Below are 18,155 nucleotides of genomic sequence, written 5' to 3'. Positions count from 1 at the left end.
AGGAGAACCCATCATGATTCTGGTAACCGGTGCCACCGGAAACGTCGGATCCAACGTCGTCGCCCAGTTGGCCGAGGCCGGGGAGAAGGTGCGCGTCCTCACCCGCGACCCCGCCCGCCATTCCTTCCCGGAGCACGTCGAGGTCGTGCCCGGCGACCTCACCCGGCCGGAGACCCTGTCACAGGCGCTGGACGGCGTGGAGCGGACCTTCCTGTTCCCCGTCCACGCCGGGCTCGACGCCTTCCTCGACGCGGCCCGGCTGTCCGACCTGCAGCACATCGTCCTGATGTCCACCGCGGCGGTCACGTACACCATGCCCACGTGGATCGGCGAGCAGCACCTGAGCCTGGAGCGGGCCGTCGCCGCCTCCGGGCTGGCGTGGACGTTCGTCCGCCCCGGATACTTCGCGACCAATGACCTGGCGTGGGTGCCCCAGCTCAAGGCCGGCGACGTCGTACGCGGCGTGTACGGCAACGCCGGCCTGACCCCGATCGACCCCCGCGACATCGCCGCCGTATCCGTCCGGGCCTTGCTCGATGAGCGGGTGGGCGAGTCGTTCCTGCTCACCGGGCCGGAGCCGCTGACGGCGATCGACCGCGTCCGCATCATCGCCGAGACGATCGGGCGGCCCCTGCGGTTCGAGGAACTGCCGCACGAGCTGTACCGGGAGCAGATGCTCCAGCACGGTATGCCCGCCCCCGTGATCGACGACATGCTCGAAGGGCTCGCCGCCCTGGACGGCAAGACGGAACCGGTCCTGCCGACGATCGAGGAGGTCACTGGGCGACCGCCCTTCACCTACGCACAATGGGTCGCCCACCGCGCGGCCGCCTTCGGCCCGGCGCCGGTCACCCCCGTCCACTGAGTCCGGCCCCCGCCCCGTCGGTAGCCTCGACGTCATGGTGTTCGACTCCACTCGCTTCGATCTCCAGCCATATGCCGGCTTCGACATGGCTCGCTACGTCCGGCGGACGTACTGCAGCTGGGAGAACGCCGGCTGGCGGTCCCTGCTCGTTCAGCGGTTCGAGCACGTCCCCGTCGCCGAGGACATGGAACTGCCGGGCGCGGCGGATCTGCACCTGGTGCTGCCGGTCGCGGGGCGGACGGTGCTGGAGACGCGGAGCGGTGGCGGGTGGAGCCGCCACACGTGGGCACCGGGCCGGCTGGAGCTGAGGATCCCGGATCAGCCCGTCCTTCGCCGCTATCGCGGGGACGGGCCGATGCGGAGCGTACAGGTTCACATCCCACGTGACACCGTCGATTCGGCCGCGGCGCGACTGGGCGGCCGCGCGGTGGACTACGAGGCCATGTCCGCGTCCTTGGCCGCGGGAGATCCGCTGATCGAGGAGGCCGTGCGGGCGGTCGATCGCCTGAGCGACGCGGGTGATCTGTACGCCGAGTCCGCGGCGGCCTTCCTCGCCGTGCACCTGCTCACCCGCCATTCGCGACGTACGGCTCCTCGGACGCCGACACGGGAGGACGCCCGCGTCCGGGCGGCCGTCGCGATGATGCGCGAGCGTCTGGCCGATCCGGTCACCCTGGCCGACATCGCCGGCGAGGTGCACCTCAGCGTTTTCCACCTCGTCAGGGTCTTCAAGGAGGCGACCGGGGTGACACCGCACCGGTTCCTCACCCGGCTGCGGATCGAGGAGGCGAAACGGCTGCTGCGCGACACCGACCTGGCCATCGCCCAGGTCGCGCCGCGGTGCGGCTTCGCCGGCCCCGGCGCGCTGTCGGCGGCGTTCCTGCGGCACACCGGAACGCGTCCCTCGGCCTATCGCAATTCCTGACCGCCGCACCGCAATCTCGGGCATTGGGCCGGCGACCACCTGTCCCTAGGTTTGTTCCGTGGCCGAATCAGCCGAACAGTGTGAGGAATCCCGGAATGCAGTCGTACGACGTCACAGCCGAATCCACGGCGCCGCCGGCGACAGTGTGGACATTGCTGCTCGACCCGCGGAGCTGGCCCGCATGGTCGCGTATCGAAGCGCTGGAGACCGGTCAGTCGCGTGACCTCTCGCCTGATGGCCGAGACGGCGTCGGCGCGGTCCGCGCCTTCCGCACCGGGAAGGTCGTCACCAAGGAGCGGATCACCGCCCTGGAGCCGGGACGCCGGTTCGCGTACGAGGGCGTGGAGAATCCGCAAATGATCGACTACCACGCCGCCGTGGAACTCCACGAACTGCCCGGCGGCGGAACCCGAATTCGCTGGCACGGCACGTACACGGCTCGCCGAGGGATGCGCCGGGTCTTCCAGTGGTACCTGCGCCGCTTCATGCGGGCCATGGCGAGCGGACTCGCGCAACACGCCAGTGAGATCGAGACCTGACGCGGAGCCTTCCCAGGCTCCGCGCCCGGTCCATCAACTGAAGGTGCGGTGGAGCCGGGTCATGGTCTGCTCGACGCGGCTCTTGTCGCCCACGACCACGTACGTCTCGTAGTCGACCTTGTCTCCCTTGTCCAGGGCGCCGCTGGGGCTGGTGACCTGGATGGTGTTCTCGCCGAAGTGGCCGTTGTAGTCCATGGGCGGGCGGGTCATCGTGTAGTAGTAGGCCTTGTCGCCGAGGACGTCGGGCTTGACGTACATGCCGAGGCAGTAGGCGCCGTCGCCGGTGCAGCGCACCATGGGGTCCTTGCTCGTGTGAGAGTCCACGGGCTTGGGCGACAGGCGGCCGGTGGCGGGGCTATAGGAGAAGACCTTCGTGAAATCCGGCTGCAGGTACGCGACGAGGACACCGCTGAAGTGATCGTGCCGTTCGTCGTCGGAGGTGATCGTGGCGGCGGCCCGGAACACGTTCTCCAGCGCGGGCGCGTCATGATCGGGGGCGAGGTCGATCTCGGTCTCCAGCCAGTACGGTGACAGGCCCATCGTGAACGGGACGCGCTTGTCCTGGTGGTCGGCGCTGAGACAGTCGCCCCAGCCCGGCTTCTTGTCCGCGAGCGTCACGAACATCGCGGGCCGCACCGCCGTGCGGATCGAGCCACCGGACTTGGCCATGGTGTAGAGCGCGCTGGTGCTGGGACCGTGGTAGGGCGGCGGCTGGCCCACGTCGTCCATGCGGGTGCCGGCCTGCGTCGGGTTGTAGCACTCGGTCGCCGCCTCACCCTTCTGCCAGGCGTGGAAGGCGTACTGGAAGGCGGCACCGTGGCCGCCGCTGGAGATGAACTCCTTGTCGTTCACCTTGACCGACGCGATCGCACCGGCCAGCGCCGTCGACGCGGTGACCGCCAGTTTGTTGCGCTTGTCGACCAGGACGGACGCCGTGACGTCCGGGAACGTCCGGTCGTAGTTCTTCTTCGTGGCGCACTCTGACTTGTACGTGAGCACGAAGTCGTTGTAGCCGGGGCTGCTGCGCGGCGGCGCCTGGCACGAGCCCGGCGCGGCTGCCGCCGCCACGGGAGTGACCACTGCCGTCATGACCGTGACCGCGGCCAGTAAGGCCCCCTGTCGGATGGATCTCATGCTCGGATTGAACCGGCGCCGGGCGATGCGGCGGGATCTGTTCGAAAAACGGGTAAATGTGCCCGCTCCGTGATCAGCGCCGTCACGTCGGCGGCCCGGCCCGCCGCAGCAGGAACTGGCGGGCCGGCGTGGCCCTGTTCAGGCCACGCCGGCTGAGTACTTCGGTCATCGGAGCCCGTCGAAGAAGGCGGACAGGTCTTCGGCCAGTTGCGCCGGCGCCTCCATGGCGGGGAAGTGCCGGCCATGCCCGTGCTCCACCCAGTGCGCGTCCTCGGCGGGGCCGATGAGGCGGCGAGCCGTCGGGTCCGCGCCGAAGACCGAATATCCCTGCGGCGCCGTGGGCGGCGTTCCCCAGTCCTGGGAGTGGGCCTGCTCGTACAGGAAGCGCGCCGCGGACACGCCCGAGCCGGTGAACCAGTACAGACTGATGTTGGTGAGCAGTTGATCCCGGTCGATCGGCAGGTCGGTCCATAGTTCGAAGCTTTCCGCGATCCAGGCCAGTTGCATGACGGGGGAGTCGGTCAGGCCGTACCCCATGGTCTGCGGGCGGGTGTTCTGGATGGCCAGGTAGCCGGAGTCGTTCCGGCGGAACTCCTCGATCCGGTCCAGGGCCAGCTTGTCGACCGGGTCGTCCGGGTTCAGCTGATTCGCGATCCACGGCATGAAGGTCGCGGTGGCCGCGGCGGTGTAGGGGTCGGTGACCACGTGGATGCCGATGACGTGCTCGCCGTCCAGCCCGCCGACGGCGCCGGAGACGCCGGCACCGACGTCGCCGCCGTGTACGCCATATCGCTCGTAGCCGAGCCGGGCCATCAGCTCGACCCAGGCGCGAGCGGTACGGCCCATCGCCCATCCGGATTCCCGCACCGGTGTCGAGAATCCAAAGCCCGGCAGCGAGGGGATCACGACGTGGAATCCCCGGTCCAGGAGCTCCGGGATCACCTTTTCGAACTCGGCGAACGAGCTGGGATAGCCATGCGTGATCAGCAGGGGGATCGCGTCGTCACGTTCGGATTCGACGTGCAGGAAGTGAATGCGCTGGCCGTCGATCTCGGTGATGAACTGGGGGAACCCATTCAGCCGAGCCTCGGCCGCCCGCCAGTCATACCCGGTGCACCAATACTCGGCCAGCTCTCTGACCAGCTTCAGCGGAATGCCGTGCGTCCACTCGACTCCCGGCAGCTCGTCGGGCCATCGGGTACGGCGCAGCCGGTCGGCCAGGCTTTCCAGATCGGCCTGCGGAATGTCAATGCTGAACGATTGAATTTCGGCAGTCATTGTTCTCTTCCCTGTCCACCCGGAATGTCGTTGAGAATAGGTCAGCCTCTTCCGCCGGGCAATATGAAGAGGGCACTTCAAAAAAGTCGAAAACGTTCATGCTCCGAGGGCTTGGACCAGACCCGGCGTGAGCTCGCCGTTGATGTCCTCGAGGTTCCATTTCCCCTCCCGATACGCCTGGTTGGTGATCCAGAACACCATCACCCCCTTGTCGGGGAACCGGGCGAACTCGCCGAAGGACCAGTCGTTGCCGCCGTCATGTTCAGTGACGCGGCCGTGCTCGGAGCGCGGGAGCACACCCCAGCCGTAGCCGTAGTACACCTTCGCCTTCCGGTCGATGGGCACCCGGGGGGCGAACAGCTCCGCCTTGGCCCGGCGGGACAGGATCGTGTCCGCCTCAAGAGCCCGATGCCAGCGGTACATGTCGCGGGCGGTGGAGAGCATGCCGCCGTTACCGCGCAGGTACCAGTAGGGGCCGTCGGCCGCCCATGGATGCTCGGTGGGCGCCCCACGTCTCTTGCCGCGCTTGTCGTACTCGATCGCGACCTGGCCGGGCGCCCAGCGGGGCAGCACGTACCCCGTGCCGGTCATGCCGGCGGGGGCGAAAAGGTGCTCGGCCAGGAACCTTTCGTACGAGCTGCCGGACACGCGCTCGACGATGGCGGCCAGCAGACTGTAGCCCACGTTGGAGTAGTGGAACTCGGCTCCCGGCCTCGACCGCAGAGGTGACGCGAGGGCACGTCGCACCATGGTGTCTCGGGAGACGGGGGCGTAGTCGTCGCCGAGGTCACGCAGCCCGGAGGTATGGGTCAGCAGCTGGCGTACGGTGATCAGGCGCTTGCCGGCCGGCACCGGGCCGAGGTGGACCCCGAGCCGGTCGGTGGTGCGCAGCCTGCCCATCATCTGCAGCTTCATGATCGCGGCCGCGGTGAACTGCTTGGTGATCGACATGACGTCGTAGGCCGTGTCGCATCGGGCCGGCGTCCTGGCCTCGCGGTCGGCCAGGCCGAACCCGGCACAGTGCACGAGCCTGCCATCGCGAGCCACGGCCACCGTGCCGCCCGGCCCCGGCGGCAACGTCCGATCAAGAAACGACTCGATCCGATGATGGACCGGGGCAGCCGACATCAGCACGCCGGCGAGGGCGGCGTGGAACCAGGGAAAGATCACGCCTTCGACGCTGCCCGATCCGCGGGCCAGAGCTCAACGAATGTGCTGTTCCGGCTTGTGCGGATCTGTGCGACTCGGCTGTACTGCCAGGTTATGAGCACCGGAACAGAAGAGCGGTCAGGACGTCCCGACCCCGCCGCCGCGCACACCGACGCCGAGTTCGTGGCCGCGCTCCAACGGCTCAAGGCCTGGTCCGGGCGCAGCTACCGCGACATCCAGTCTCATGCGCAGCGGGCCGGCCACCACCTGCCGTACTCGACCGCGGCCGGAATGCTCAAGCGCCAGACGCTGCCCCGCGAGGAGGTGGTCACGGCGTTCGTCCGCGGCTGCGGTCTCGACGAACAGGCGGCCGCGGAGTGGAGCGCGGCCCGCAGGCGACTCGACATGGGCGTGCCACCGGAGCCGGACTCTGCTCGTACGCGACCGCGCCGCCGCCGGCCGCCGACCGTCATCGCGGTGGCGGTGACGATGGCCGCCGCCCTGGTGATCGCCACCAACGTCCATCAGACCGAAATCGAGGACGTCGTCGTTCCGGCACACCATGCGCAGGAGCTCGACTGAGTACCTTGTGGTTTCGGACGGCCCTCGTCGGTCAGGCGCCGGCCGTACCGTGGCTCGCGAGTCGCCCGGCGGCGAACCGTCTCCCCCAGCCCGCGACCTGGGACGTTTCATCCCCACTCGCCCGTGCTCGACTGGATCGCCCCAAACAGCGTGTCCGCTACGTCCTGGATAAGTATGATCTCGTGCCAAGATCAGCACCTCATGGCGGGCTGCTTCCACCGATCCACAGAAAAGGACCACATGAAGAAACTCGCGGTCGCGGGGCTCGCGCTCGTCGCGTCGTTCTCCGTGCTCACCGTCAGCCCGGCCGAAGCGTCGCTGGCCAGCAGGGACCTCATCACGTTCTGGGAGCACGACGACTATCAGGGCGCACGTAAGGACATCACGTGCTCCACCCACCAGCGGGACGACCTGGGCGCTCTCGAGAACCAGGCGAGCTCGATGGCGAACGCGTCCTATTCGGGTATCGACCTCTACAGCGGTGACAACCTGACCGGCGTCAGGTACTACGCGAAGCCGCGCAGCAACGACAGCGACTTCACCAACAACGGATTCGACAACACCGTCGAATCCCTCTGGTTCCGGGAAGTCCCCTGCGACGTAGCGTGATCGCTGGACGATGGGCGTGGGGCTGCGTGACGCTGGCGCTGCTGTCCAGCGCCGCGTGCGCGGCTCCCGCCCCCCAGACCGCTTCGAAAGCGAGCGATCGACCCGTCATCGATCCATCCGCCGAAGCACGGGCGCTGCACCTGCCGTTCGACACCTACAAGCGAACCGAGACGGATATCGCACTCGTGGAGCGGGCGGCGGACGTCCTCACCAGCCAGTGCCTCACGAAGAAGGGGTACAGCCGGTCGGCGCTCCCCGGGGTCACCGTGATCGAGGCGCCCAACCGGCGCCGCTACGGCGTCATGGAACCCCTGGTCGCCAAGCAGGCGGGCTATCGCGCCCCGCTCACCTCCGCCGAGAAGGAACGAGAGCGGGCGGGACGGGCCCGCGGCGGCTACCGCGACGCGGCGGAGAGATCGGCGGCACGCGACTGCCTCCAGGACAGCACGGACCGCGTCTACCTCGACGGCACCGAGTCGCCCCTTCTGACGCGCCTGGAGCGGGAGATCTTCGAACAGGCCCGGACGAAGGACCTCCATGTCCGGGCGGCTCTCGACAAGTGGCGGTCGTGCATGCGCGCCCGCGGCCAGAAGGAGTACGCCGACCCCTTGGCGGCCGCCGCCGACGACCGGTGGAAGGACCCGGGTTCGGCGAATGCCCAGACGGCCACCGCGGTCGCCGACGTGGCGTGCAAGGAGGAGACGGGCCTCGTCGAGGTCTGGCGCCGTACGGAGGAGAAGCTCCAGACCGCCGCCCTGAAACAGCACCCCGCCGATCTCGACCAGGTTCGCCGGACACTTGAGAAGGAACGTACCGAGGCCATCCGCGTCGTCCAGAGCACCACGTCCTAAGAGGGCTTGGCCCCAACGAACGTGTGCGGCGAGCCGAGTGTCGCTCTGGTGACTCGCGCGGCGGCTGCCGGCCGATGGAACATCAGGGAACGGAATGTCCCGCCCTCCATGGAGAGGCCGAATCCTTCGAAGGGACGACGATTCCATGCTCCGCAAACTGGCCGGCGCGCTCGCCGCCACCGCACTGCTCGCCGTTGCCGCACCCGCCGCCGCGGCAAGTGACCCGCAGGCCGATCTCTTCATCCAGTGGAACCCCACCTCCCGCCCGACCGAGGTCTACAGCTACACCATCACCTGCGACCCGGACGGCGGCACCGCCGAGACGGACTGGTACATGGACGTCTGGCGCGCTTGTGACGACCTGCGCCAGGCCGGCGGCGACCTGGACAAGCTGCTCTACCAGGGCGGCGCCAAATGCCCGCCCACCACCAACGGCGCGCTCCGCACCCGGATCACCGGCACCGCCTACGGCAACACCATCAGCCGGGACGAGCAGTGGCCGGACTGGACCTGCCTTCGCAGCACCTATGGGTGGCTGTTCATCTACTAGACATGTCCTCAACCCCTTGGCCGGCGGGTGGCCTACCCGCCGGCGAGCGACGGCGTTGACGGTGGTGCCGTCGCCGGCCGATCGGCGGGCGGCTCCAGCGGCGCGATCCCCCACTCCGGGGTCAGGACTGTGCGCGCGGCGACGTCTCATCGGTCGCGGTCGCGGGCGTGGTGGATGAGGGTGCGGTCAGGTCGAGCAGCAGCATCGCGTCGTAGTCGGGGCTGCCGGGCTCGGCGACGTAGACCCCGAGGCGCTGGCCTGGGGTGCCTTCCAGCGCCATCGACTGGGCGCTGAGGGTGATGGCGCCGACATGCGGGTGGTGGAAGGTCTTGCGGACGGGCTTGCGGCCGGTCACGTCGTAGCGCTCCCACAGCTTGGCGAAGTCGGGGCTCTTCAGCAGCAGTTCGCCGACGAGGCCGGCCAGGTCGGGCGCGTCGGGCGCGGTGCCGGCCTGGGCGCGCAGCCGGGCGACACAGCCGCGGATCTGGTTGTCCCAGTCGGGGAACAGCCCGCGCGAGGCGGGATGCAGGAACAGGTAGCGGGCGAGGTTGCGCTGTTTGAGCGGCCAGTCCTCCAGGCCCGCGTACAGGGCGAGCCCGCCGGGGTTCCAGGCCAGGACGTCCATGCTGCGGCTGACGATGTAGGCGGGGCTGGGGCGCAGGGTCTCCAGCAGCAGTTTCAGGTGCGGGCGCACGGTGCGGCTGGGCGGAGGCGGCGGCTCGGAGGCGTAGTGGGCCGCGCGGGCGGCCAGCTCGCGCAGGTGCTGATGCTCCTCGTCGTCGAGCTGGAGGGCGCGCGCGAGGGCGTCGATCACCGAAGGGCTGGGGCGGGTCTCTTTTCCGCGCTCCAGACGTACGTAGTAGTCGATGCTGATCCCCGACAAGGTGGCCAGCTCCTCCCGGCGCAACCCCGGAGTCCGGCGCAGGCCGGTGCCCACCGACAGGCCCACCTGCCCGGGACTGGTCTGGGTGCGGCGGGCACGCAGGAACCGGCCCAGCTCCGTGTCGCTGCCGCTGGTGGTGCGCTGAGGTGCCATGCCTCCAGTCTCACACCGCGCCGGCGTACTCGGTGGGCAGGTGGGGGGCCGTGTCATTACCCCCGTACGTCACACCCCGGCACGACCCGCCCTGGCACCGAAGCCGGAACCACGCGAAAGTGAATACCGGTAACTGCCTTTATGTCCTTTTTTTGGTGGACTTCCCGATGAGGAACGGAGAAACCCGATGAAGCACGTCCTGCTCGGCGACCTGGAGGTCTCCCGCATCGGTCTGGGCGCGATGGGGATGTCCCACGGCTACACCGGCGCCGGCACCGACGACGCCGAGTCCATCCGTACCATCCACCGTGCCCTGGAACTGGGCGTCACGCTGATCGACACCGCCGAGATCTACGGCCCCTACACCAACGAGGAGTTGCTCGGCCGGGCTCTGAAGGGCCGCCGCGACCAGGTCGTGCTGGCCACCAAGTTCGGCCTGGTCTCGCACGCCGGCGCGGGGCCCTGGAACCTCGACAGCGGCCCCGCCAACATCCGTACCGCGGTCGAAGGCTCGCTCAAAAGACTCGGCACCGACCACATCGACCTGTACTACCAGCACCGGGTCGACCCGAACACGCCCATCGAGGAGACCGCCGGCGCCCTGGCCGACCTCGTGCGGCAGGGCAAGATCGGCCACATCGGCCTGTCAGAGGCCGGACCGGACACCATCCGCCGCGCCCACGCCGTGCACCCGGTCACCGCCGTCCAGTCGGAGTACTCGCTGTGGACCCGTGGCCTGGAGGAGCGGGTGCTGCCGCTGCTGCGCGAGCTGGGCATCGGCCTGGTGCCGTTCTCGCCGCTCGGGCGCGGCTTCCTGACCGGGAAAGTCCGCTCCGCAGACGGTTTCGCCGAAGACGACTTCCGCCACGGCAACCCGCGTTTCACCGGCGAGAACTTCCAGCGCAACCTGCGTATCGCCGACGAGGTCGAAGCCGTCGCCGCCGAAGCGGGCGCCACCCCCGCCCAGGTCGCGCTGGCCTGGTTGCTGGCCCAGGGCGACGACATCGCCCCCATCCCCGGCACCAAGCGCGTCACCCGGGTGGAGGAGAACACCGCCGCCGACGGCGTCCGGCTGACCACCCGGCAGATCGACAAGCTCTCCAGCCTCCCTCCGGCCGCGGGCGACACCCACCCCGAATCCGGCCTGCGGATGATGGAGCGCTGAGGAGCACGTCATGCGCGCAGCCGTCATGTACGGCGCCGCGGCGACCGCGTGGTGGTCATCGGCGACGGCGCGGTCGGCCCGGCCCCGGGGTGATCGCCGCCAAGCGCCTGGGCGCCGAGCAGATCATCCTCCTGAGACGGCACATCTCCCGGCGCTCAACGTCCTGAGTCGTTTTCGAAAGGAAAGTCCGTGCAGACCGTTACCCTGAACAACGGCGTGGAGATGCCGGTCCTCGGCTTCGGCGTCTACCAGATCCCGCCCGAGCAGACCGAGCAGGCCGTCACCGACGCCCTGGCCGCCGGCTACCGGTTGCTCGACACCGCTGCCGCCTACCGCAACGAGGAGGCGGTCGGCCGCGCGATCAAGAGCAGCGGCATCGCGCGCGAGGACCTGTTCGTCACCACCAAGTTGTGGGTCCAGGACCCCGGCGAGGACAACACCAAGCGGGCCTTCGACGCCTCACTGCGCAGGCTCGGCCTGGACCACCTCGACCTGTACCTGATGCACCAGCCCTTCGGCGACGTCTACAGCCAGTGGCGTGCCATGCAGGATCTCCACCGCGAGGGCCGCGTCAAGGCGATCGGCGTCTCCAACTTCCACCCCGACCGGCTCGTCGACCTCGTCGACCACAACGAGGTCACCCCCGCGGTGAACCAGATCGAGACCCACCCGTTCTTCCAGCGGACCGCCGATCAGGCGATCATGCGCGAGCGCGGCGTCCAGATCGAGTCGTGGGGTCCGTTCGCCGAAGGCAGGAACAATCTGTTCGCCCACCCGCTGCTGAGCGAGGTCGCCGGCGCGCACGGCAGGTCGGTGCCGCAGGTGGTGCTGCGCTGGCTCGTCCAGCGCGGCGTCGTCGTGATCCCCAAGTCGGTACGCCCCGACCGCATGGCGCAGAACCTCGACGTCTTCGGCTTCGAGCTCACCGACGACCAGATGGCCCGCATCGCCACTCTGGACACCGGAGGCTCGCTGTTCTTCGACCACCGCGACCCGGCCATGGTCGGCCGACTCGGCCGGTTGCGCGTCAGCGACTGATCCGGCAGGCCGCGAGACGGCCGGCCCCGCACCCATCGGAGCATGTGATGACGAACCCCGGCGACGCGCTGGAACGGCGCTCGTTTCTGCGTCACGCCGTCCTGGCCGGAGGGGCCGTGCTGGCCGGCGTCCCGATCCTCGGTTGCGCCTCCTCTCCGCCCCGCCCGCCCGGCCCCGCACCGGCGGGCCGGCCCGCCCGCTCCGGATCGGCCGCCAAGTCCGTCCTGCTGGCCTACTTCTCCCGGGCGGGAGAGAACTACCACTACGGAGGACGCCGCAACCTGCGGGTCGGCAACACCGAGGTCCTCGCCCAGATGATCAGCAGGCGGATCGGCTGCGACGTCCACCGCATCGAACCCGCCGACCCCTACCCCGGCGACTACGAGGAGACCGTCGCCCGGAACGTACGTGAACAAGACGCCGGCGCCCGTCCGGCCATCGCCGGCCCGCTGCCCTCGATCGACCGCTATGACACGGTGCTGGTGGGCAGCCCCATCTGGAACGTCCGAGCGCCCATGATCATGTCGACCTTCACCGAGGGCCTCGACCTGCGCGGCAAGACCGTCGTCCCGTTCACCACCCACGCCATGAGCGGCCTGGGGACCACCGCACGCGACTACGCCGCCACCTGCCCTGGCGCGACCATCGCCGACGGCCTCGCCGTCCGCGGCGAGGAGGTCAACGACGCCGGCGCCGCGGTCGAAGCCTGGCTGCGGCACCTCCGGCTGCTCGCCGCACCGCCCGGCGCCCCACCGGTGTCGTAGGCGCCGGCGACGGCACGGACATCTTCCATCGCGTCGTGGGGCGGGCCGGTCAAGGAGATCGCCGCCGCCTGCGGGGTCTCACGCATGGGTCTGGCGCACCACCTCCCGGCGAAGGAGTCACTCCTCGCCGCGGTCCTGGGGGAACGGGTCAACGGCGAGTTGTTCTTCGCCGGATTCGACGCGACGGCCGACGACTGGCGCGCCTGGTCGAGCACAACGCGCTCATCGACGGGCTGCTGGACCCCGGCAGCGTCGACCTGGGCGCCCGCCTGCGACGGCGGCTCAGCGAGATGCTCGTGGCCGACGTGCCGTGACCGCCCACAGCAGGCCCGCGGCGGCCACGACCGAGACGACCTCCCCGGCGGGCAGAGCGATCCAGATCCCCATGGGCCCCAACCGCCCGAACTGCCCGAGCGCCAGGACGATCGGGGCCTTGATGAGAGCCGGCACGCCGATCGAGATCAGATACGACGGCAGGGCCCGGCCGAGAGCCTGGAAGTAGGCGGAGATCAGCGGCGGGACACCGGCGAAGACGTACCCGATCGCCATGATCCGCAGCGCGCCGGCCGCGACGGCCACCGTCGGCGGGTCGCCGACGAACAGCCGCACGATCGGCTCCGCGAACACGGCGACGAGCACCGCGGTCAGCGCACCGTAGCCGACGGTGGCGCGTAAGGCCAGCGTGCGGGTACGCCCGACACGACGCGTCAGCCCGCGCCCGGCGTTGTAGCCGACGATCGGCTGGATCCCCTGCGTGATGCCGAGCTGCGGCATGAACACGAACGTCTGGATCCGGGCGCACACCGCGTAGGCGGCCAGGGCGACCGCGCCGGCCCCGGCCAGGCTGGTGTTCACGAGGACCGCCAGCAGCGTGGCACCGAGACCGGCCAGGAACGAGGGGGCGCCCACCGCGAGCACCGCCCCGATCGTCGTCAGGTTGAGGCGCAGGTCGGCCCGCCGGATCCGGTACGGGCGATCCCGCTTGAGAAAGAAGAACCACACCGCCATCCCGGCCGACACGGCCTGCCCGCCGACCGTGCCGAGGGCCGCGCCGGTGACGCCCATGCCGAACCCGAAGATGAGCAGCGGATCGAGGACGATCTGGACCAGGACCGGTATGCCCCACAACATCGTGGAGAACAGAAGCTGCCCTTCGGCGCGTACGACGGCGGAGAAGCCGGTGGAGAAGATCGACCCCGCGATGATCACGGCGGCGTACGGCCGGGCGTAGCCGATCGTCGGGCCGGACGCGCCGAGGAGGGCCATCAGCGGATCGAGCGCGAGCAGACCGGCGACCGTGACGGCCACGGCCACCAGCCAGAACAGCGCGAACGCGGTGCCCGCCGCGCGGGCCGCCTCCTCGGGCCGGCCGGCACCGAGGCTGCGCGAGACCAGCGACGCGCCGCCGACGCCGACCGTCGTGGAGACCGCTCCCAGGATCAACAGGACCGGCGCGACGAGGTTGACCGCCGCGAGCGCGGTCTCGCCGACGCCGCGGGCGACGAACCAGGCGTTCGTGAGCGCGTAGATGCCGTACACGCCGACCGAGAGCGTCGTCTGCGAGCAGGTCCACCACAGCAGCCGCCCGATCGGACGGGTGCCCAGCCGATCGAGCTCGGCCGATCCGCGCGTCACCGGCCGCGGCCGAACCGCGCCATCAGCAGGTCGAGCTGCTCGCGGCCGAGATCGTGGACCGTCGCCTCCGTGTGACCGCGGTAGGCGGTCTCGACGATCATGATGACGGCCGGGCCTTCGTGCCGTGGGTGAGCATGTCCTCGATCATCGTGGTGAACGCCTCTCGCCAGGTCGCCGATCCCGGACCGGCCGGCGGCCCGAAGTGCGATCCTACGATCGCGTTGAGCGCGCCGAGCCGCCGTCCGCCCCCGCTGATGACCTCGGCTGCCAACCGGCCCCGCGCCGACCGCGCCGAACCAGCCGTACGGCGAAGTCGTCGCCCCCTCGGGCACCTGTGCGGCCCCACAGACCTACTCGATCATCGGCCGGAGCGTCTCAGGCACCTGCCGGTTCCTCTCCACCCGAACTCCCATCCGGCTCGCTGGTAGTCGTTGATCAGTCCATCGACGACGTCGCCGGCTCGGGAGGTGCGGGTTCGGCTCTGCGGAGAGTCACCAAGGCGAGCACGGCCAGGGCCAGGGCGACGACCGCGCCGATCCCGGCGACGAGGTTGAGCCCCGCGGTGAACGCCTCCCGGGCGGGGGCGATGACGGCCTCCGCCCGGGCGGGTGGAAGATGGGCGACGGCGGTGACCGCGGCCTCGATCGAGTCGCGGACGGAGGAGGCCACCTCTGGTGGGAGGCCGGCGGGCACGGCCTGACGGTAGACGGCGGCTCCGGCGCTGCCCAGGACGGCCACGCCCAGAGCCAGGCCGAGTTCGGTGCTCGTTTCGGACAGGGCCGCGGCGGATCCGGCCTTCTCCGGTGGAGCGGAGCCGACGACGAGGTCGGTGCCCAGCGCCATGATGGGGCCCTGGCCGAGGTAGACGACGACGATGCCGGCGATCAGGAGGGGGAGCCCGGCCGCCTGGTCGAGCAGGGCCAGCAGGAGGAAGCCGGCCGCCGATACCGCCAGGGACCCGGCGACCACGACCCGTTCGGGCAGTCGCCGTACCAGGATGGGGGCGGCCAGGGAGGTGAGGATCATGGCGACCGACGAGGGCACCAGCCACAGGCCCGCCGTAAGCGGGGACAGGCCCTCGACTCCCTGGAGGAACCGCGTGACGAACAGGTACGTGCCGGCGGTGGCGGCCAGGCCCAGAAGCAGGATGAGCAGGGCGCCGGTGAGGGCGCGATTGCGGACGAGCGTCACGTCGAGCACCGGGGCGGCGAGCCCGCGCTGCCGCCGCCAGAACACCACCGCGGCGGCCAGACCGGCCAGCACGATCCCGCCGCTGACGATCGGGTCTCCGCCGTGGGACAGCAGCTTGACGCCGTACACGATCGTCAGCATGGCGACCAGGGAAAGCGCGACGCTGACCAGGTCCGGCCGCCCCGCGGTGGCGTCGCGGTATTCCGGGAGCAGCAGCGGCCCGCCTGCCAGCAGCAGCGCCATCACCGGCACGGCGATCAGGAACGCCGCCCCCCATCCGAACGATTCCAGCATCGCCCCGCCGACCACCGGCCCCAGGGCGACTCCGCCGGACATGCTCGCCGCCCAGATGCCGATGGCGGCCCCTCGCTGGCGCGCGTCCCGGAACATGTTGCTGATCAGCGCAAGAGTAGAGGGCATCAACGTCGCCCCCGCGATCCCGAGCAGCGCCCGGGCGGCGATCAGCGCTTCGGCGCTGGGAGCGTACGCGGCCGCCACCGATGCCAGGCCGAACGCCCCCGCTCCCCACATCAGCAGCCTGCGTCGCCCGATCCGGTCGCCCAGCGTCCCCATCGTCACCAGGAATCCGGCGATCATGAATCCGTAGATGTCGGTGATCCACAACATCTGCTCGCCGCTGGGCCGTAGATCGGCCGCCAGACGCGGCACCGCGAGATAGAGCACGGTGACGTCCATGGCCAGCAGCAAGGTGGGCAGGGCCAGCATCGCGAGCCCGGCCCACTGCCGTGCCCCGGCGACATCCGGCTTCTGACCTGCGACTTCTCGTTGTGATGGCAATGTCATGCGGTCAAGCTAAAGTGTCACATCCATGTGATGGTCAAGTCGTACGCCGGAGGAAACATGCGCATCGGGGAACTCGAACGCCGCACCCGCGTCAACCGGCGCCTCCTGCGCTACTACGAGGAGCAGGGCCTCCTCCACCCCGGGCGCGAACCCAGCGGCTACCGCGAGTACGCCGAATCGGACGTCGCGACCGTCCGCCACATCCGCGACCTGCTCGCCGCCGGACTGTCCACGACCACCATCGCCGACCTGCTGCCCTGCATGGGCAAGGACGGCGACACCCTCATCGCCGACTGCCCCGAACTCCTGCTCGACCTCCATCGCGAACGCGCCCGCATCCAGGCCGCCATCCGCGAACTGGAGACCGCCCGCACCACCCTGGACGCGGTCATCGCCACCGCGCCCCCCGAGGCCGAGCGGGCCGCCCGCGCCATGCTCGCCCCGGCGTGATCGTGCGGCTTGCCCGGCAAGTCGCGCTCCCGCGGCCCGGTGGAGCGGTGTATTGCCAGGCAAGCCGTCCGGTCTTGGTCAGACGACGCGGACCTGGAACTGGTCCCCGTCCAGCGATCTTCCAGGCGACCAAGCACAGGTACGGTGAGGCGAGCGTCCTCAACGCGATCGGTGAGGCGCTGCGCGCCATGGGCCGTGACGGCGAGGCGGCGCAGCGGCACCGGCTGGCGCTGGCGATCGCCGCCGAGACCGGCGACGAGGACGAGCGCGGCCGTGCCGCCGCCGCGCTCGAGAGCCTCGGCTGACGACCGCGAGGAGCCGTCACCCGATGGCGTACGCCCGGGTGATGGTCTGCGTCACGCGGTCACCCGCCGCGTCCGTGACCTTGGCGCGCAGCGAGACGAACCCGGGAGCGGCCGGGTGCGCGATCCGGGCCGTCCCTCCGGAGCCGGCGTGGGTCAGCCGGACCGGCCGCCAGTTCGCCCCGTCGTCAAAGGACGCCTCAAGCGTGATCGACGTGGCCTGCGGCTCGGAGGCGCCGGGGTTGCGGTGGAGGCGCACCGGGATGACGGTCGTGGACCCCGGCTTGGCGCGGTTGTGGTCGTCCAGGCCCTTGGGGGCGTAGCGGATGGCGGTCAGGGGCAGCGGCCGGGCCTCGGCGGTCCGCTCCGACCGGAACGTCCAGGCCGACTCGACCTTCGCGGACAGCGGTCGCCAAAGTGCTCGGCTGCTCGCGCGGGGCCGCGCGCCTGCGTCTGCACCGCGCCCGCAAGCGGCTGGCCAAGGAACTGGCGGCCGCGGACCTCGACCTGTCCATCTATGGCCTGCGCGCCGTCGCACTCGCGGAGGGGAAATCATGAAGAACAGCATGGACCGCGTCGTCGCCAACCTGTCCCCCGGCGCCGGACCCGGCGTGACCGAGGGGGCCCACGAGCTGCTACGCGACATCATGGCCGCCGAGCCCGCCGCCGCCAGGTCCGTCGCGCCGGCCGCTGATTCTGCGCGCCGCGGTGCCGGGCGTGGCCCTGCTGTCCGCCGCGTTCCTCGGGCTGAGCTGGCTCTTGCCCGCCGGGTTCGGTCTCGGCCCGGGGACGGCCGCGGCGCTCGACATCAAGAAGGAGGACGGATACTACGTCATCGAGGTCAAGGACCTGTACGCCGACGTCAGCACCTATCAGGCGCAGCTCCGTGACGCCGGGCTGGACGTGACCCATCAGGGCCATCCCCTCGACGCCGTCGTGGGTGGGCTCCATCTTCCCCACCTCGCCCACCGAGAACCGGTATCTCGACGAGATCAAGACCATCGACCAGCCGGGGACCTGCGACAAGATGGGCGGCTGCCCCATCGGGGTGAAGATCCCGGAGAACTTCCAGGGGCCCGCCGACATCACGCTCGGGCGAGAGCGACCCTGAGCGTTTATGAGGGGGCCGAGCCGCAGGAGCCAGGAGGTCGCCGCGGCGAGAACTGCCCGGCCTCCTAGGCGCGCGGATCGCCGCTGTTGTTCGCGGGCGTGGCGCGGCGGCGTGAGACGTACCGAATCGTCGGGCCGGGGACCGGCGACTACGCTCAGCCCGCGGTTCGTCTCGGGC

Annotated in this window: 21 protein-coding genes; 14 read left to right on the top strand and 7 right to left on the bottom strand. The window is 70.2% G+C overall.

Features of this window, described 5'->3' with window-relative positions:
* Window positions 1-13: 13 nt before the first annotated feature.
* From C4V41_RS55580 to C4V41_RS55570, 3 genes are all read left to right on the top strand, one after another.
* Window positions 14-865: an NAD(P)H-binding protein gene (locus C4V41_RS55580; RefSeq protein ID WP_103964163.1), complete on the top strand. Its 852-nt coding sequence runs from the start codon at window positions 14-16 to the stop codon at window positions 863-865.
* A 34-nt stretch (window positions 866-899) separates the two neighbouring features.
* Window positions 900-1,790: an AraC family transcriptional regulator gene (locus C4V41_RS55575; protein WP_103964162.1), complete on the top strand. Its 891-nt coding sequence runs from the start codon at window positions 900-902 to the stop codon at window positions 1,788-1,790.
* Window positions 1,791-1,885: 95 nt separating this feature from the next.
* Entirely contained in the window at window positions 1,886-2,329 is a 444-nt protein-coding gene (locus tag C4V41_RS55570) for an SRPBCC family protein (RefSeq protein WP_103964161.1), read from the top strand.
* Window positions 2,330-2,362: 33 nt separating this feature from the next.
* Here C4V41_RS55570 and C4V41_RS55565 read toward each other — a convergent pair whose 3' ends face one another.
* From C4V41_RS55565 to C4V41_RS55555, 3 genes are all read right to left on the bottom strand, one after another.
* Complete coding sequence (locus C4V41_RS55565) at window positions 2,363-3,463, bottom strand: hypothetical protein (protein ID WP_146104207.1); 1,101 nt, start codon at window positions 3,461-3,463, stop codon at window positions 2,363-2,365.
* Between the two features lie 165 nt (window positions 3,464-3,628).
* Window positions 3,629-4,741 (bottom strand): epoxide hydrolase family protein, encoded by a 1,113-nt coding sequence (locus C4V41_RS55560; protein WP_103964159.1) that lies wholly within the window; start codon window positions 4,739-4,741, stop codon window positions 3,629-3,631.
* A 96-nt stretch (window positions 4,742-4,837) separates the two neighbouring features.
* A complete protein-coding gene (locus C4V41_RS55555) occupies window positions 4,838-5,911 on the bottom strand; it encodes a serine hydrolase domain-containing protein (protein ID WP_200824929.1) in 1,074 nt (357 codons plus the stop codon).
* A 93-nt stretch (window positions 5,912-6,004) separates the two neighbouring features.
* Between C4V41_RS55555 and C4V41_RS55550 the strand changes: the two genes are divergently transcribed.
* The 4 genes from C4V41_RS55550 to C4V41_RS55535 all read left to right on the top strand — a co-directional run bounded on the left by C4V41_RS55550 (window position 6,005) and on the right by C4V41_RS55535 (window position 8,482).
* A complete protein-coding gene (locus C4V41_RS55550; protein ID WP_103964158.1) occupies window positions 6,005-6,472 on the top strand; it encodes a hypothetical protein in 468 nt (155 codons plus the stop codon).
* A gap of 240 nt (window positions 6,473-6,712) precedes the next feature.
* On the top strand, window positions 6,713-7,081 hold the full coding sequence (locus C4V41_RS55545) for a hypothetical protein (RefSeq protein ID WP_103964157.1): 369 nt from the start codon (window positions 6,713-6,715) through the stop codon (window positions 7,079-7,081).
* Complete coding sequence (locus tag C4V41_RS55540) at window positions 7,078-7,932, top strand: hypothetical protein (protein ID WP_146104206.1); 855 nt, start codon at window positions 7,078-7,080, stop codon at window positions 7,930-7,932. The genes C4V41_RS55545 and C4V41_RS55540 overlap by 4 nt, the downstream gene beginning before the upstream one ends.
* A 145-nt stretch (window positions 7,933-8,077) precedes the next feature.
* Window positions 8,078-8,482, top strand: a complete 405-nt coding sequence (locus tag C4V41_RS55535; RefSeq protein WP_103964155.1) for a subtilase-type protease inhibitor — start codon at window positions 8,078-8,080, stop codon at window positions 8,480-8,482.
* Between the two features lie 121 nt (window positions 8,483-8,603).
* Here the strand turns inward: C4V41_RS55535 and C4V41_RS55530 are convergent, their stop codons facing one another.
* Complete coding sequence (locus C4V41_RS55530; RefSeq protein WP_103964154.1) at window positions 8,604-9,518, bottom strand: helix-turn-helix transcriptional regulator; 915 nt, start codon at window positions 9,516-9,518, stop codon at window positions 8,604-8,606.
* A 187-nt stretch (window positions 9,519-9,705) separates the two neighbouring features.
* On the opposite strand from C4V41_RS55530, the gene C4V41_RS55525 reads away from it, so the two are divergent.
* The 3 genes from C4V41_RS55525 (at window position 9,706) to C4V41_RS55515 (ending at window position 12,485) form a co-directional block, all read left to right on the top strand.
* The gene (locus C4V41_RS55525) at window positions 9,706-10,683 is read left to right on the top strand and encodes an aldo/keto reductase (RefSeq protein ID WP_103964153.1); all 978 of its coding nucleotides are present in this window, start codon (window positions 9,706-9,708) and stop codon (window positions 10,681-10,683) included.
* Between the two features lie 189 nt (window positions 10,684-10,872).
* Entirely contained in the window at window positions 10,873-11,721 is an 849-nt protein-coding gene (locus C4V41_RS55520) for an aldo/keto reductase (protein ID WP_103964152.1), read from the top strand.
* 47 nt (window positions 11,722-11,768) lie between these two features.
* Window positions 11,769-12,485, top strand: a complete 717-nt coding sequence (locus tag C4V41_RS55515; protein ID WP_103964151.1) for a flavodoxin — start codon at window positions 11,769-11,771, stop codon at window positions 12,483-12,485.
* 282 nt (window positions 12,486-12,767) lie between these two features.
* On the opposite strand, the gene C4V41_RS55510 is transcribed toward C4V41_RS55515, so the two are convergent.
* Together C4V41_RS55510 and C4V41_RS55505 are read right to left on the bottom strand one after the other, a co-directional pair.
* Complete coding sequence (locus C4V41_RS55510; protein ID WP_103964150.1) at window positions 12,768-14,120, bottom strand: MATE family efflux transporter; 1,353 nt, start codon at window positions 14,118-14,120, stop codon at window positions 12,768-12,770.
* A gap of 435 nt (window positions 14,121-14,555) precedes the next feature.
* Window positions 14,556-16,115 carry an MFS transporter gene (locus C4V41_RS55505; protein ID WP_235030993.1) on the bottom strand — a complete coding sequence of 520 codons (1,560 nt, stop codon included), beginning with the start codon at window positions 16,113-16,115 and terminating at the stop codon, window positions 14,556-14,558.
* Window positions 16,116-16,172: 57 nt separating this feature from the next.
* Here C4V41_RS55505 and C4V41_RS55500 point away from each other — a divergent pair, with 57 nt between their 5' ends.
* Window positions 16,173-16,565 (top strand): MerR family transcriptional regulator, encoded by a 393-nt coding sequence (locus tag C4V41_RS55500; protein ID WP_103964148.1) that lies wholly within the window; start codon window positions 16,173-16,175, stop codon window positions 16,563-16,565.
* 74 nt (window positions 16,566-16,639) lie between these two features.
* Entirely contained in the window at window positions 16,640-16,870 is a 231-nt protein-coding gene (locus C4V41_RS61390) for a hypothetical protein (RefSeq protein WP_146104204.1), read from the top strand.
* A gap of 16 nt (window positions 16,871-16,886) precedes the next feature.
* Here C4V41_RS61390 and C4V41_RS55495 read toward each other — a convergent pair whose 3' ends face one another.
* The gene (locus C4V41_RS55495; protein WP_103964147.1) at window positions 16,887-17,126 is read right to left on the bottom strand and encodes a hypothetical protein; all 240 of its coding nucleotides are present in this window, start codon (window positions 17,124-17,126) and stop codon (window positions 16,887-16,889) included.
* Window positions 17,127-17,284: 158 nt separating this feature from the next.
* Here C4V41_RS55495 and C4V41_RS55490 point away from each other — a divergent pair, with 158 nt between their 5' ends.
* Together C4V41_RS55490 and C4V41_RS62535 are read left to right on the top strand one after the other, a co-directional pair.
* Window positions 17,285-17,425 carry a hypothetical protein gene (locus C4V41_RS55490; RefSeq protein ID WP_235030992.1) on the top strand — a complete coding sequence of 47 codons (141 nt, stop codon included), beginning with the start codon at window positions 17,285-17,287 and terminating at the stop codon, window positions 17,423-17,425.
* 382 nt (window positions 17,426-17,807) lie between these two features.
* Window positions 17,808-17,978, top strand: a complete 171-nt coding sequence (locus C4V41_RS62535; RefSeq protein ID WP_160150746.1) for a hypothetical protein — start codon at window positions 17,808-17,810, stop codon at window positions 17,976-17,978.
* Window positions 17,979-18,155 lie beyond the last annotated feature (177 nt).

Origin of the sequence: Nonomuraea solani (genome assembly GCF_900108335.1) — a bacterium.
In the GTDB taxonomy this organism is placed as follows: domain Bacteria; phylum Actinomycetota; class Actinomycetes; order Streptosporangiales; family Streptosporangiaceae; genus Nonomuraea; species Nonomuraea solani.
The sequence above is the reverse complement of the archived record's forward strand: the minus strand, read 5'-3'. Positions and strand labels throughout refer to the sequence as shown.

Excerpts from the sequence above, each read along its gene's own strand:
- C4V41_RS55505 (WP_235030993.1), bottom strand. The coding sequence starts at position 16,115 with ATGACATTGCCATCACAACGAGAAGTCGCAGGTCAGAAGCCGGATGTC.
- C4V41_RS55530 (WP_103964154.1), bottom strand. The coding sequence starts at position 9,518 with ATGGCACCTCAGCGCACCACCAGCGGCAGCGACACGGAGCTGGGCCGG.
- C4V41_RS55500 (WP_103964148.1), top strand. The coding sequence starts at position 16,173 with ATGCGCATCGGGGAACTCGAACGCCGCACCCGCGTCAACCGGCGCCTC.
- C4V41_RS55535 (WP_103964155.1), top strand. The coding sequence starts at position 8,078 with ATGCTCCGCAAACTGGCCGGCGCGCTCGCCGCCACCGCACTGCTCGCC.
- C4V41_RS55515 (WP_103964151.1), top strand. The coding sequence starts at position 11,769 with ATGACGAACCCCGGCGACGCGCTGGAACGGCGCTCGTTTCTGCGTCAC.
- C4V41_RS55545 (WP_103964157.1), top strand. The coding sequence starts at position 6,713 with ATGAAGAAACTCGCGGTCGCGGGGCTCGCGCTCGTCGCGTCGTTCTCC.
- C4V41_RS55565 (WP_146104207.1), bottom strand. The coding sequence starts at position 3,463 with ATGAGATCCATCCGACAGGGGGCCTTACTGGCCGCGGTCACGGTCATG.
- C4V41_RS55570 (WP_103964161.1), top strand. The coding sequence starts at position 1,886 with ATGCAGTCGTACGACGTCACAGCCGAATCCACGGCGCCGCCGGCGACA.
- C4V41_RS55575 (WP_103964162.1), top strand. The coding sequence starts at position 900 with ATGGTGTTCGACTCCACTCGCTTCGATCTCCAGCCATATGCCGGCTTC.
- C4V41_RS55560 (WP_103964159.1), bottom strand. The coding sequence starts at position 4,741 with ATGACTGCCGAAATTCAATCGTTCAGCATTGACATTCCGCAGGCCGAT.
- C4V41_RS55550 (WP_103964158.1), top strand. The coding sequence starts at position 6,005 with ATGAGCACCGGAACAGAAGAGCGGTCAGGACGTCCCGACCCCGCCGCC.
- C4V41_RS55525 (WP_103964153.1), top strand. The coding sequence starts at position 9,706 with ATGAAGCACGTCCTGCTCGGCGACCTGGAGGTCTCCCGCATCGGTCTG.
- C4V41_RS55580 (WP_103964163.1), top strand. The coding sequence starts at position 14 with ATGATTCTGGTAACCGGTGCCACCGGAAACGTCGGATCCAACGTCGTC.